Origin of the sequence: Enterobacter cloacae complex sp. IR5401 (genome assembly GCF_049238425.1) — a bacterium.
Taxonomy (GTDB): Bacteria; Pseudomonadota; Gammaproteobacteria; order Enterobacterales; family Enterobacteriaceae; genus Enterobacter; species Enterobacter hormaechei_C.
The window spans coordinates 1-12936 of record NZ_JBMKHN010000005.1 but is presented as its reverse complement, the minus strand read 5'-3'; the positions used below and the strand labels follow the sequence as shown (position 1 = coordinate 12936).

The 12936-nt window shown below is 54.0% G+C and carries 15 protein-coding genes; 7 read left to right on the top strand and 8 right to left on the bottom strand.

Going from position 1 to position 12936, the window contains the following annotated elements:
* Positions 1–20: 20 nt before the first annotated feature.
* The 3 genes from ACOTX1_RS09145 to tilS all read left to right on the top strand — a co-directional run bounded on the left by ACOTX1_RS09145 (position 21) and on the right by tilS (position 3954).
* On the top strand, positions 21–2153 hold the full coding sequence (locus ACOTX1_RS09145; RefSeq protein WP_263522097.1) for a lysine decarboxylase LdcC: 2133 nt from the start codon (positions 21–23) through the stop codon (positions 2151–2153).
* Between the two features lie 66 nt (positions 2154–2219).
* The gene (locus ACOTX1_RS09140) at positions 2220–2609 is read left to right on the top strand and encodes a VOC family protein (RefSeq protein WP_003856151.1); all 390 of its coding nucleotides are present in this window, start codon (positions 2220–2222) and stop codon (positions 2607–2609) included.
* A 58-nt stretch (positions 2610–2667) separates the two neighbouring features.
* Positions 2668–3954, top strand: a complete 1287-nt coding sequence (tilS, locus tag ACOTX1_RS09135) for a tRNA lysidine(34) synthetase TilS (RefSeq protein ID WP_023315434.1) — start codon at positions 2668–2670, stop codon at positions 3952–3954.
* Positions 3955–3980: 26 nt separating this feature from the next.
* On the opposite strand, the gene rof is transcribed toward tilS, so the two are convergent.
* Both rof and ACOTX1_RS09125 read right to left on the bottom strand, forming a co-directional pair.
* Positions 3981–4241, bottom strand: a complete 261-nt coding sequence (rof, locus tag ACOTX1_RS09130) for a Rho-binding antiterminator (RefSeq protein WP_003856148.1) — start codon at positions 4239–4241, stop codon at positions 3981–3983.
* Entirely contained in the window at positions 4228–4428 is a 201-nt protein-coding gene (locus tag ACOTX1_RS09125; protein ID WP_003856146.1) for a YaeP family protein, read from the bottom strand. Before ACOTX1_RS09125 ends, rof begins: the two co-directional genes overlap by 14 nt.
* A 195-nt stretch (positions 4429–4623) precedes the next feature.
* Here ACOTX1_RS09125 and ACOTX1_RS09120 point away from each other — a divergent pair, with 195 nt between their 5' ends.
* Genes ACOTX1_RS09120 through nlpE form a run of 3 tightly spaced genes read left to right on the top strand, consistent with a single transcriptional unit; the run spans position 4624 to position 6320 of the window.
* Positions 4624–5169, top strand: coding sequence for a YaeQ family protein (locus ACOTX1_RS09120; RefSeq protein ID WP_003856144.1), 546 nt, complete (start codon positions 4624–4626; stop codon positions 5167–5169).
* Entirely contained in the window at positions 5166–5582 is a 417-nt protein-coding gene (gene arfB, locus ACOTX1_RS09115; protein ID WP_003856142.1) for an alternative ribosome rescue aminoacyl-tRNA hydrolase ArfB, read from the top strand. Before ACOTX1_RS09120 ends, arfB begins: the two co-directional genes overlap by 4 nt.
* Positions 5583–5621: 39 nt before the next feature.
* Complete coding sequence (nlpE, locus tag ACOTX1_RS09110) at positions 5622–6320, top strand: envelope stress response activation lipoprotein NlpE (protein ID WP_023315435.1); 699 nt, start codon at positions 5622–5624, stop codon at positions 6318–6320.
* A 45-nt stretch (positions 6321–6365) separates the two neighbouring features.
* Here the strand turns inward: nlpE and proS are convergent, their stop codons facing one another.
* The 6 genes from proS to metN form a co-directional block, all read right to left on the bottom strand.
* A complete protein-coding gene (proS, locus tag ACOTX1_RS09105) occupies positions 6366–8084 on the bottom strand; it encodes a proline--tRNA ligase (RefSeq protein WP_003856138.1) in 1719 nt (572 codons plus the stop codon).
* A gap of 111 nt (positions 8085–8195) precedes the next feature.
* Positions 8196–8903: a tRNA (N6-threonylcarbamoyladenosine(37)-N6)-methyltransferase TrmO gene (gene tsaA, locus ACOTX1_RS09100; protein ID WP_003856135.1), complete on the bottom strand. Its 708-nt coding sequence runs from the start codon at positions 8901–8903 to the stop codon at positions 8196–8198.
* On the bottom strand, positions 8900–9304 hold the full coding sequence (rcsF, locus tag ACOTX1_RS09095) for an Rcs stress response system protein RcsF (RefSeq protein WP_003856133.1): 405 nt from the start codon (positions 9302–9304) through the stop codon (positions 8900–8902). The genes tsaA and rcsF overlap by 4 nt, the downstream gene beginning before the upstream one ends.
* A 106-nt stretch (positions 9305–9410) precedes the next feature.
* Positions 9411–10226, bottom strand: coding sequence for a methionine ABC transporter substrate-binding lipoprotein MetQ (metQ, locus tag ACOTX1_RS09090; protein WP_003856132.1), 816 nt, complete (start codon positions 10224–10226; stop codon positions 9411–9413).
* Positions 10227–10266: 40 nt separating this feature from the next.
* A complete protein-coding gene (locus tag ACOTX1_RS09085; RefSeq protein WP_003856130.1) occupies positions 10267–10920 on the bottom strand; it encodes a methionine ABC transporter permease MetI in 654 nt (217 codons plus the stop codon).
* Positions 10913–11944 (bottom strand): methionine ABC transporter ATP-binding protein MetN, encoded by a 1032-nt coding sequence (metN, locus tag ACOTX1_RS09080; RefSeq protein WP_003856124.1) that lies wholly within the window; start codon positions 11942–11944, stop codon positions 10913–10915. The genes ACOTX1_RS09085 and metN overlap by 8 nt, the downstream gene beginning before the upstream one ends.
* A 188-nt stretch (positions 11945–12132) precedes the next feature.
* Here metN and gmhB point away from each other — a divergent pair, with 188 nt between their 5' ends.
* Positions 12133–12699 carry a D-glycero-beta-D-manno-heptose 1,7-bisphosphate 7-phosphatase gene (gmhB, locus tag ACOTX1_RS09075; protein ID WP_017383733.1) on the top strand — a complete coding sequence of 189 codons (567 nt, stop codon included), beginning with the start codon at positions 12133–12135 and terminating at the stop codon, positions 12697–12699.
* Positions 12700–12936 lie beyond the last annotated feature (237 nt).

The following is a 12936-nucleotide window of genomic DNA, read 5'->3' as shown; positions in this document are numbered from 1 at the left end:
GTTTTTCAAGGAGGTAAACCATGAACATCATTGCCATCATGGGGCCACACGGCGTCTTTTATAAAGACGAACCCATCAAGGAGCTGGAGCAAGCCCTTAAAGCACGCGGATACCAGCTGATCTGGCCGCAAAACAGCGCCGACCTGCTGAAATTTATCGAACACAATCCGCGCATTTGTGGCGTGATATTCGACTGGGACGAATACGACATGGAGTTGTGCAGCGATATCAATAAGCTCAACGAATATCTTCCGCTGTACGCGTTTATCAACACTCACTCGACCATGGACGTGAGTGCGCACGATATGCGTATGGCGCTGTGGTTCTTCGAATACTCACTCGGCGTTGCCGAGGACATTGTGACCCGCATTCAGCAGTACACCGGTGAATACCTCGATAACATCACACCGCCGTTTACGCGCGCATTGTTCACCTATGTGAAAGAAGGGAAGTACACCTTCTGTACGCCAGGCCATATGGCGGGAACGGCCTATCAAAAAAGCCCGGTGGGATGCCTGTTCTACGATTTCTTCGGCGGTAACACGCTGAAGGCGGACGTGTCGATTTCGGTCACCGAGTTAGGCTCTCTGCTGGATCATACCGGCCCGCATCTGGAAGCTGAAGAATACATCGCCCGGACCTTTGGCGCCGAGCAAAGCTACATGGTGACCAACGGTACCTCAACCTCGAACAAAATCGTCGGGATGTATGCCGCGCCTGCCGGCAGTACGCTGTTGATTGACCGAAACTGCCATAAATCACTGGCGCATTTGCTGATGATGAGCGATGTGGTGCCGCTCTGGCTGTCGCCTACGCGTAATGCGCTGGGTATTCTCGGCGGCATTCCTCGCCGTGAGTTCGCGCATGAAGCCATTGAAAATAAGATCGCGGCTATCCCCGAGGCAAGCTGGCCTGTGCATGCGATGATCACCAACTCCACCTATGACGGGCTGCTTTACAACACGAACTGGATCAAGCAGACGCTGGACGTGCCGTCGATTCACTTTGACTCCGCGTGGGTGCCTTACACTAATTTCCACCCGATTTACTCGGGTAAAAGTGGGATGAGCGGCGAGCGGGTGCCGGGCAAGGTGTTCTTCGAAACGCAGTCGACGCACAAAATGCTGGCCGCGTTTTCCCAGGCGTCTCTCATTCACATCAAGGGTGAGTACGACGAGGACACCTTCAACGAAGCTTTCATGATGCACACGACCACGTCGCCAAGCTACCCGCTGGTGGCGTCCATCGAAACGGCGGCGGCGATGCTGCGCGGTAATCCGGGTAAACGCCTGATCAATCGTTCGGTGGAGCGGGCGTTGCATTTCCGAAAAGAGGTTCAGCGACTTAAAGATGAAGCGGACGGCTGGTTCTTTGATATCTGGCAGCCGGAAGAGATTGATGAGGCAGAATGCTGGCCCGTCGCGCCGGGGGAGAGCTGGCACGGTTTTCGGGATGCTGATGCGGACCACATGTTCCTCGATCCGGTTAAGGTGACAATCCTGACGCCGGGCATGGATGAGCAGGGTGTGATGGGTGAGGAAGGGCTCCCGGCAGCGCTGGTGGCGAAGTTCCTTGATGAGCGCGGCGTGGTGGTGGAGAAAACCGGCCCCTATAATCTGCTGTTCCTGTTCAGCATCGGGATCGATAAAACCCGCGCGATGGGGCTGCTCAGGGGACTGATGGAGTTTAAGCGCGCATACGATCTGAACCTGCGGGTGAAGAACATGCTGCCGGATCTCTACGCGGAAGATCCTGACTTCTACCGCAATATGCGTATTCAGGATCTGGCCCAGGGGATTCACAGGCTGATCCGCCAGCACGATCTGCCGCGCCTGATGTTGCAGGCATTTGATGTTCTGCCTGAAATGAAGCTGACGCCGCACAGGGCGTGGCAGCGCCAGGTGAAAGGGGAGGTTGAAACCGTTGAGCTGGAGAACCTGGTCGGGCGGGTATCGGCCAACATGATCCTGCCTTATCCGCCGGGCGTGCCGCTGCTGATGCCGGGTGAAATGATCACTGAGGAGAGCCGGGCGGTGCTCGATTTCCTGCTGATGCTCTGTTCGGTGGGGCGCCACTATCCCGGCTTTGAAACGGATATTCATGGCGCGAAACGCGACGATAACGGCGTGTACTGGGTGAGAGTCCTAAAATAAAAGGGGCCGCTTGCCAGGGGCGGGTTGTCGGTTGTAACGTTCAGGACATCATAAAAAGGAGAAACTATGCTGGGTTTAAAAGCGGTTCATCATATTGCGATCATTGCCACCGATTATGCGAAAAGTAAGGCATTCTACTGCGACGTTCTCGGCTTTACGCTGTTGAGCGAGGCCTACCGTGAGGAGCGCGACTCCTGGAAAGGCGATCTGGCGTTAAACGGTCAATATGTGATTGAGCTGTTCTCTTTTCCTTTCCCGCCAGCGCGTCCTTCACGCCCGGAAGCCTGCGGCCTGCGCCACCTGGCCTTCAGCGTCGATGACCTGGACAGCGCGGTAAAACATCTGGAAGCCCACGGCGTGGCCTGCGAAGCGATTCGTGTCGATCCCTTTACCGATAAACGTTTCACTTTTTTCAACGATCCGGACGGCCTGCCGCTGGAGCTTTATCAGCAGTAATCGCCGTCATGTGTGATAATGCCCGTTCAGTTCGGGCATTTTTTATGTGTAATTTCCTATGACCTTACCCGCTATCGCGCACGCCGTTTCACCCTACCGCCAGCTGCTGGTGGGGTTCAGCGGTGGCCTGGATTCCACCGTTTTGCTGCACCGCCTTAAGCTCTGGCGCGACCGTGAGCCTGACGTCCAGCTGCGGGCGATGCATATCCATCACGGCTTAAGCCCCCATGCCGACGACTGGGTGGCGCACTGCGAAGCGGTGTGCTCAGGGTGGGAGATCCCGCTGATCGTTGAACGCGTCACGCTTGAGGATGAGGGGCTGGGTATTGAGGCGCAGGCGCGGAAAGCCCGCTACGCCGCGTTTTCTGGCGCATTAGAGCCTGGAGAAGCGTTGGTCACCGCGCAGCATCTGGACGACCAGTGCGAGACGTTTTTACTGGCGCTCAAGCGGGGCAGCGGGCCTGCGGGTTTATCCGCCATGCCTGAGCGCGCTGATTTTGCTGAAACAGAGCTCATCCGCCCGCTACTGGGTGAGACGCGCGCATCACTGGAAGCATGGGCGCAGCAGCATCATCTGTGCTGGATTGAAGACGACAGCAATCAGGACGACAGTTACGACCGTAACTTCCTGCGCCTGCGCGTCTTACCGCTGCTGAGTGAGCGCTGGGCGCATTTTTCCGAAGCGGCGGCCAGAAGCGCCATGCTGTGTGCTGAACAGGAAAGCTTGCTGGATGAGTTGCTGAGCGGGGAGCTGAATACACTGATTACCGCTGACGGTGCCCTGAACGTTGCGCCGTTGAAGGTGATGAGCCCCGTGCGTCGGGCTGCTCTGATTCGCCGCTGGCTGGCTTACCACCGTGCGGTTATGCCGTCCCGGGCGATGCTCAACCGTATCTGGGAGGAAGTTGCACAGGCGAGGGAAGATGCCGCACCGTGTATACACCTGAATGGTTATGACGTCAGGCGTTATAAAGGGCAACTCTGGTGGGTAAAATCTGTGCCGTCGCTGGCTGACGTTGTGCTCGACTGGCCGTCGCCGGAAAAAGCATTAACGCTACCGATGAATGCCGGTGTCGTTGCGTTAAGTCATTCGGGCAATGTGCGTCTACCTCAGCCGGACGAGAACGTTACCATACGCTTCAGGGCCAGCGGCATGCTGCATATCGTCGGTCGTAACGGCGGGCGTAAGCTGAAGAAAATCTGGCAGGAACAGAACGTTCCGCCCTGGCGACGTAATACCACGCCGCTTCTGTTTTACGGCGACACGCTCATCGCGGCGGCAGGGGTGTTCATCACTGAAGAGGGGTGGGCTGAAGCGGGTGTTAATTTTGAATGGAAAGCGTAACGGGCAGCCTGGCTGCCCGTTGGTTATCAGGATTCGCTCACCACGACGGTGCCGATTTCCGGATGGCTGAAACTGGCAATTTTGTCGAGGCGTAGCTCACGCGTTGCACCTGCATCTTCCACAACCAGGTATTCCACATTTTTACGGGAAACCAGATCGCTGGCCTTTGCCTTTAGCACTTCGCCATCTTTTAGCTCCAGCGTCAGTATTAAATGATGCTGGCAGGCGAGTTCGAGGTTGTCATAGTCATCACAATTGATGGGTTGATAAGTATCATTCATCGACATAATCGCTCACCAGTAAATTCGCCGCAGCATACGCTGCTTTTTCCCTGACCGATTCAGAAAGGCTCTCATCAGAGGCCACTTCATTTAGCACGTTCAATACACAGCCCAACGCATCCGGAATGTACCCCAGATCTCCGCTGGCGATCTCCGCATACCGTCTGCGAATCAACTCACAATAATTATTCACATCACCTCCTGCCAGCGTACTGACTTACTGTGAGATATCATTAAGCCTACGAAGTTAAACTCGGTTTAGCAAGGTGACTATACCATACTCATTTAAGCAATATCAGCGCCTTGATAAGAGTGAGCCACCACCTCGTAACAGCCTTTTGCCGCGGTTTTCGCTACAATGTACGCCTGATTCAAAAGGAGTTCTCTCATGGCGCTGAAAGCGACTATTTATAAAGCTGTGGTCAATGTGGCGGATCTTGACCGTAACCAGTTTCTGGATGCGTCATTGACGCTTGCGCGTCACCCTTCTGAAACCCAGGAGCGCATGATGCTGCGCCTGCTGGCGTGGATTAAGTATGCCGACGAGCGTCTGCAATTTACCCGTGGTTTAAGCGCGGAAGATGAACCGGAAGCCTGGCTGCGCAACGATCATCTGGGTATCGATTTATGGATTGAGCTTGGCCTGCCGGATGAACGCCGGATCAAAAAGGCCTGCACCCAGTCTGCTGAAGTGGCGTTGTTTGCCTACAACCAGCGCGCGGCGGAGATCTGGTGGCAACAAAATAAAAATAAATGTGCGCAGTTCAAAAATCTTACCGTCTGGTATCTGGATGATGAACAGCTGGCGCAGCTGAGTGCGTTCGCCAGCCGGACGATGGCGCTACAGGCAACAATTCAGGACGGTGCCATCTGGCTTTCCGATTCTCAGAATAATCTGGAAATTCATCTCACGGCCTGGCAGCCCGCATCATGATTGTATTGTCCCGAAATGTCAGCATCCCTGATAACGAGCTGGAGATCACCGCTATCCGGGCCCAGGGCGCAGGGGGGCAGCACGTTAACAAGGCCTCAACGGCTATCCATTTGCGCTTTGACATTCGGGCCTCCAGCCTGCCAGAGTATTATAAAGAAAGCCTGCTTGCCGCCAGCCATCACCTGATCACCAGCGAGGGTGTGATAGTGATTAAAGCGCAGGAGTATCGCAGCCAGGAGCTTAACCGGGAAGCGGCAATTGCCCGGCTGGTCGCGGTCATCAAAGAGCTGACGGCTGTACAAAAAAGTCGCCGGGCAACACGTCCAACGCGGGCATCGAAAGAACGTCGGTTGTCATCGAAGGCGCAGAAATCCACCGTAAAATCACTGCGTGGCAAAGTCCGTCACCCATAATGTGACGAAAGGGATACCCTTTTTCATAAGGAAAGTATTGTGAAAAAAGCATTATTATCAGCGCTGGCCGTGACAAGCCTGTTTGCGCTTTTTGGCTGTAATAACCGTTCGGAAACGCAGGTACTACAGCCAACGCAAAATGAAGAATTAAAGCCGATGCAGCAAAGCTGGCGCGGCGTATTACCGTGCGCAGATTGCGAGGGCATCGAAACCTCTCTGTTCCTGCAAAAAGATGGCACCTGGGTCATGAACCAGCGTTACCAGGGGGCGAAAGAACCGTCTTCTTTTGCATCTTACGGAACATGGGCGCGTACGGCTGAGAAGCTGGTATTGACGGATACCACGGGCGATAAAACCTTCTTCCGCGCCAAAGGCGAGGGGATGGAGATGCTCGATCGCGAAGGCAATCCGATTGAATCCCAGTTCAACTACACGTTGGCCCCGGTGAAAGCGACCCTGCCAGCCACCCCAATGGCGATGCGAGGAATGTATTTCTACATGGCGGATGCGGCGATCTTCACTGACTGTGCAACCGGGAAGAAAGTCAGCGTGGCGAACAATGCCCAGCTGGAGCGAGACTATGCCGTTGTGCGCGGCAACGACAGTAAGCCAGTGTTGCTGACGGTTGAAGGGCATTTTACGCTGGAGCCAAACCCGGATAGCGGCGAGCTGGTGAAAACGCTAGTGGCAGATAAAGACGCGAAGTTTGCTGCGGGGAAAGACTGCGACAGTAAATAAGATATAGCCATTAAAAAACCCCGCACTGGCGGGGTTTTTTGTTTCTTAACCTTTGATGGCTTTCACCAGGTAATCAAGAATATCGCCCGTCTTGATCATCTGTTTTTCGCCGTTGCGACGGTACTTGTATTCAATCTCGTCGCTGTCGAGGTTACGGTCGCCAATGACGATGGTGTGTGGAATACCGATCAGTTCCATGTCAGCAAACATCACGCCAGGACGCTCTTTACGGTCATCCATTAGCACGTCGATACCTTTCGCGCTCAGCTCAGCGTAGAGTTTCTCAGCCAGCTCCTGCACACGGTAAGACTTGTGCATGTTCATTGGCAGGATCGCTACCTGGAAAGGCGCGATGTTATCCGGCCAGACGATTCCGCGTTCGTCATAGTTCTGTTCGATAGCGGCAGCAACAACGCGCGTTACGCCAATGCCGTAGCAGCCCATGGTCAGAACCTGGTTACGACCATCTTCGCCCTGAACGGCAGCGTTCATTGCGCGTGAGTACTTATCGCCCAGCTGGAAGATGTGGCCTACTTCGATACCGCGTTTGATCATCAGGGTACCCTTACCGTCCGGGCTTGGATCGCCTGCGACCACGTTACGGATGTCAGCCACTTCCGGCGTCGCCACGTCCCGATCCCAGTTGATGCCGAAGTAGTGTTTACCGTCGATGTTTGCGCCCGCAGCGAAGTCGCTCATCGCCGCAACGGTGCGGTCAATGACCACCGGAACAGGCATGTTCACCGGGCCCAGAGAACCAGGACCTGCATTCACCACGGCGCGGATCTCCGCTTCCGTTGCGAAGGTCAGCGGGCTGGCAACCTGCGGTAGCTTCTCGGCTTTCACTTCGTTCAGCTCGTGATCGCCTCGTACCAGCAGGGCAACCAGTGGATAAGCGCTACCTTCAGCCGATTTCACCAGCAGGGTTTTCACGGTTTTTTCGATCGGCAGAGTAAACTGCTCAACCAGCTCGGCGATGGTTTTCGCGTTTGGCGTATCAACCAGCGTCATCTCTTGCGTTGCCGCGCCGCGTGGTTCTTTTGGTGCCAGCGCTTCTGCAAATTCGATGTTCGCGGCGTAATCAGAGGAGTCAGAGAAGATCACATCGTCTTCGCCGCTCTGCGCCAGAACCTGGAATTCATGGGAGGCGCTACCGCCGATTGAACCGGTATCAGCCTGTACAGCACGGAAATCCAGCCCCATGCGGGAGAAGATTTTACTGTAGGCCGCGTACATTTTGTCGTAGGTCTCTTGCAGCGATTCCTGAGAAGTATGGAAAGAGTAAGCATCTTTCATCAGGAACTCGCGAGAACGCATGACGCCAAAGCGTGGACGCACTTCGTCACGGAACTTGGTCTGGATCTGGAAGAAGTTCAGCGGCAGCTGTTTGTAAGAGCTCAGCTCGTTACGGATCAGATCGGTGATCACTTCTTCATGCGTTGGGCCGAGGACGAATGGACGATCGCCACGATCGGCAATACGCAGCAGTTCAGGACCGTACTGCTCCCAGCGACCGCTCTCCTGCCACAGTTCAGAGGGCTGAACGACCGGCATTAACACCTCGATAGCACCGGCGTTGTTCATCTCTTCACGCACGATGTTTTCGACTTTTTTCAGGACGCGCACGCCGGTCGGCAGCCAGGTGTATAACCCGGAGGCCAGCTTGCGGATCATCCCGGCGCGCAGCATCAGCTGGTGGCTGATCACCTCGGCGTCGGCAGGTGTCTCCTTCAGAGTGGAGAGCAGATATTGGCTAGTACGCATGTTGTTACGGTTCCATTTCGACGATTGGAACAGGCTGAAACACCAGCCTGACACAAAAAAGTGGTTTAGTTTACCAGTGTGGCAAAGATGCCAAAAGAGAGGAGAACAAAATTACCTGGGTTCCAGGGCAAACACTTCAAAACCCGCCGCAGTCACGCGCCAGCGCACGTTAAAGTCCAGCAGCCAGACGGCGTACGTTTTCCCGGCTTCCTCTTCTTTGCGGTAGGCGGGACGGGGGTCCTGCGCCAGCACTTCAACGATAAAGTCACGCAGACGTGGATAACGCTTTTCCAGCTCGCTGATTTGCGTCGTTATTTCAGACGTGAAGTGAACCGGCATATCTGCCTGCGGTGCGTCCTGAGCATAGCTTGCCCGGGCATCCGGCAGCGCTTCGGCGAAGGGCAGGTAAGGCTTAATATCTATGACCGGTGTGCCATCAACCAGGTCAAGGCTACCTAACTCCAGGATCACCTGATCTCTCTGACAACGTATGCCTTTCAGCTCGACCAGCGACATTCCGATGGGGTTGGGACGAAAGGTTGAGCGGGTGGCAAAGACCCCCATTCTGGCATTTCCGCCCAGACGAGGAGGACGCACAGTGGGACGCCAGCCGCCTTCCATGGTCTGGTGAAACACAAAGACCACCCATAAATGGCTGAACGCCTCAAGCCCGCGCACTGCATCGGCCTGGTTATACGGCGCGACAAGATGAAGCTCGCCGCCGCCGTGAATAACCAGACCCGGCTGACGCGGCACGGCGAACTTTTCTTTATAAGGGGAGCGGATAACGCCTATCTGCTCGAACTGAAATGAACTCATTTCGCCGTAATGTTAAGCGCAGAACCGATACATACCGCCTGACGATAGCAACCTGGTGTGCCGCTGGTGACTTCACAGCTGTGCAGCAACACCGCGTTGGCTTTCATTTTCGACGCGTTGATTTGCATACGCTTGCGGGCTGTCGGAATATTGGGTGGAGAGTCCTGATTCGTTGCCTGGCAGGATTCGCCGCTCACTTCGCCCAGTTCACGGAATGGCTTACCGACCAGCTCGTCGGCTTTGGTAATAATACGTACCGGCGCAGCGCGAGGCGCTTTCGGTTTTGCTGGCTCCGCTTTTGGCGGGGTTGCAGTGCTTTGAACAGGTTCAACAGGAGATCTGCTTAGCATAGAACAGCCGCTCAGCATCAGTGCTAAAAGACAGATCGGTAAAGCACGCATAATAATTCCTCAGTGGATAATCAAAACGTCAGATATTGAAGCAGTTGACCGCACAAATGACAAGACGGGCAAATGCCCGTCTTGATGATATTACACTGCCGGGAGATTACCAGCCTTTAACCGCGCCGCCGTTAAACACCTTATTGGCTTCCTGGTACACTTCTTCAGACTGATATGCCTGTATGAATTTCTTCACATTCTCCGCGTCTTTGTTGTCTTCGCGAGTCACGATCAGGTTGACGTACGGGGAATCTTTATCTTCAACGAAGATGCCATCTTTCGCTGGGGTCAGGCCGATCTGGCTGGCGTAAGTGGTGTTGATCACGGCCAGGGCGATCTGCGCATCGTCCAGAGAACGTGGCAGCTGTGGTGCTTCCAGCTCAACAATTTTCAGATTTTTCGGGTTTTCGGTTACGTCCAGAACGGTCGGTAACAGGCCAACGCCTTCTTTCAGTTTAATCAGGCCCACTTTCTGTAGCAGAAGCAGGGAACGGCCAAGGTTGGTTGGGTCGTTAGGGACGGCAACCTGTGAACCCGGCTGGAGTTCATCCAGAGATTTAATTTTCTTGGAGTAGCCGGCAATCGGGTAAACGAAGGTGTTACCGACAGCAACCAGTTTGTAGCCGCGATCTTTGATCTGCTGATCCAGGTACGGTTTATGCTGGAAGGCGTTAGCGTCAATGTCGCCTTTGCTCAGCGCTTCGTTCGGCAGAACGTAATCGTTGAAGGTCACCAGTTCAACGTCCAGGCCATATTTCTCTTTAGCGATTTTCTGCGCGGCCTCAGCAACCTGCTGTTCTGCACCGACGATAACGCCTACTTTGATGTGGTTTGGATCTTTTTCGTCCTGACCGCAACCCACCAGTGCCAGCGAGCCAATCAGTGCGCCTACTGCTGCGAAGGTCTTAAATTTAAACGCCATGTTATATCCTTAACTCGTCGAGTTTGTGTTGTTTGTAACGTTATTTATGCGTAACAGCCCGGACGATACGATCGCCAGAGAATTGAATTAAGTAAACCAGCACAACCAGCAATACCAGAACGGTATTCATTACGGTAGCGTTATAGCCAATATAGCCGTACTGATATCCAATCTGGCCTAAACCGCCAGCACCTACGGCGCCGCCCATTGCGGAATAACCGACCAGCGTGATAAGCGTGATGGTTGCTGCGTTCACCAGCCCAGGCAGCGCCTCTGGCAGCAGAACTTTGCGAACGATCTGCATTGGTGTTGCACCCATCGCGCGGGAAGCTTCAATCAGGCCTGTTGGGATTTCCAGCAGGGCGTTTTCCACCATACGGGCGATAAACGGTGCCGCGCCTACTGTCAGCGGGACAATTGCCGCCTGCAAACCAATCGACGTCCCGACGATCACGCGAGTAAACGGAATCATCCACACCAGCAGAATAATGAACGGAATAGACCGGAAAATGTTCACCAGCGCAGAGAGCGTGCGATACAGCTTCGCGTTTTCAATAATTTGACCCGGGCGCGTGACGTACAGCAACACGCCGACCGGCAGCCCAATCACAAAACCAAAGAAGCCCGATACGAAGGTCATTGCCAGCGTTTCCCAAACGCCGCGAACCAGTAGCCACATCATCGGCTCAGACATAACCCAGTACCTCTACTTTTACGTGATGTTCTTGCAGCCAGGCAATTGCCGCCTGGGTTTCTTCCTGTGTGCCGTGCATTTCCGTCAGCATAATGCCGAACTTCACGCCACCGGCGTAATCCATCTGCGCGCTAATAATGTTGTTATTAACGTTAAAGCGACGCGCGGTTTCGGAAAGCAGCGGTGCGTCAACGGACTGACCCGTAAACTCCATGCGCAGCATTGGAACGCTGTCTGCAACGGCTTCTGTTTTCAGTCGTTCCAGATAATCTTCCGGAATATCAAGATGCAGTGTGGACTGAATGAACTGCTGAGCCAGCGGCGTTTTCGGGTGCGAGAAGACTTCGCTCACCGTGTCCTGCTCAATCAGCTCACCGTTGCTGATGACTGCTACACAGTCGCAGATACGTTTCACTACATCCATTTCATGCGTAATAAGGAGGATAGTCAGGCCCAGACGACGGTTAATGTCTTTTAACAGTTCCAGAATAGAGCGCGTGGTAGCCGGATCTAATGCGCTGGTGGCTTCATCGCACAGCAGCACTTTTGGGTTGCTTGCCAGCGCGCGAGCGATTGCTACTCGCTGTTTTTGCCCGCCGGACAAATTTGCCGGGTAGCTGTCATGTTTATCACCCAGACCAACCAGATCGAGCAGTTCGGTGACGCGACGCGTAATTTCTTCTTTTGGTGTGTTATCCAGCTCCAGGGGTAACGCAACGTTACCGAAAACGGTGCGTGAGGCCAGCAGGTTAAAGTGCTGGAAAATCATGCCAATCTGGCGACGCGCTTTGGTGAGTTCTTTTTCTGAGAGAGCGGTAAGCTCCTGGCCGCCAACTTCTACGCTGCCCTGGGTTGGGCGCTCAAGCAGGTTAACACAACGGATCAGCGTACTTTTACCTGCACCCGATGCGCCAATGACGCCATAAATCTGACCAGCAGGCACATGCAGGCTGACGTTGTTCAGCGCCTGAATGGTTCGGTTCCCCTGCTGGAACACTTTGGTGATATTGGAAAGTTTAATCATTAGATTATTTTTATCGTAAGTAAGTTAGCCGTGGCATTTTCTTCTGCCAGATACGGGGAATGACCGTAAACAAAATGGATGTTAAGGCATCCAGACGTCTAAATCAATCCACCTCTTTGCGATGAGCACTTTATTGCGCTGCGATTCATGAGATACTAGCTGAACAAGCCTTTTTCAGGAGCAAACCGGTGGCAAAATCTGTACCCGCAATTTTTCTCGATCGTGACGGCACTATTAATGTGGATCACGGTTACGTCCATGAGATTGATGAGTTCGAATTTATCGAGGGCGTAATAGATGCCATGCGCCAGTTGAAAGAGATGGGCTATGCGCTGGTGGTGGTAACTAACCAGTCCGGTATCGCCCGGGGTAAATTTACCGAAGCGCAGTTCGAGACGCTGACGGAATGGATGGACTGGTCTCTGGCCGATCGCGGCGTCGATCTTGATGGCATCTATTATTGTCCGCATCACCCGCAGGGAAGTGTAGAGGCGTATCGTCAGACCTGCGATTGCCGTAAGCCACACCCGGGCATGTTTATCTCTGCACAGGAATTCCTGCACATTGATATGGCCGCATCTTATATGGTGGGCGATAAACTGGAAGATATGCAGGCAGCAGCAGCGGCAGGTGTAGGTACCAAAGTATTAGTGCGTACCGGTAAACCGGTCACCCCAGAAGCAGAAAATGCAGCCGACTGGGTGATAACTAGTCTGGCAGAACTGCCAAAAGAGATTAAAAAGCACCAAAAATAGGCGTTTTGGCGAAAAGGTGAGCGGTTGAAATAAAAATGCATTTTTCCGCTTGTCATTCCTCGGCGGCTCCCTATAATGCGCCTCCATCGACACGGCGGATGTGAATCACTTCACAAACCACCCGGTCGGCTGAAGAGAAAAAATCCTGAAAATCAGGGTTGACTCTGAAAGAGGAAAGCGTAATATACGCCACCTCGCGACAGAGCGCTGAAGCGCGTCGCAACTGCTCTTTAACAA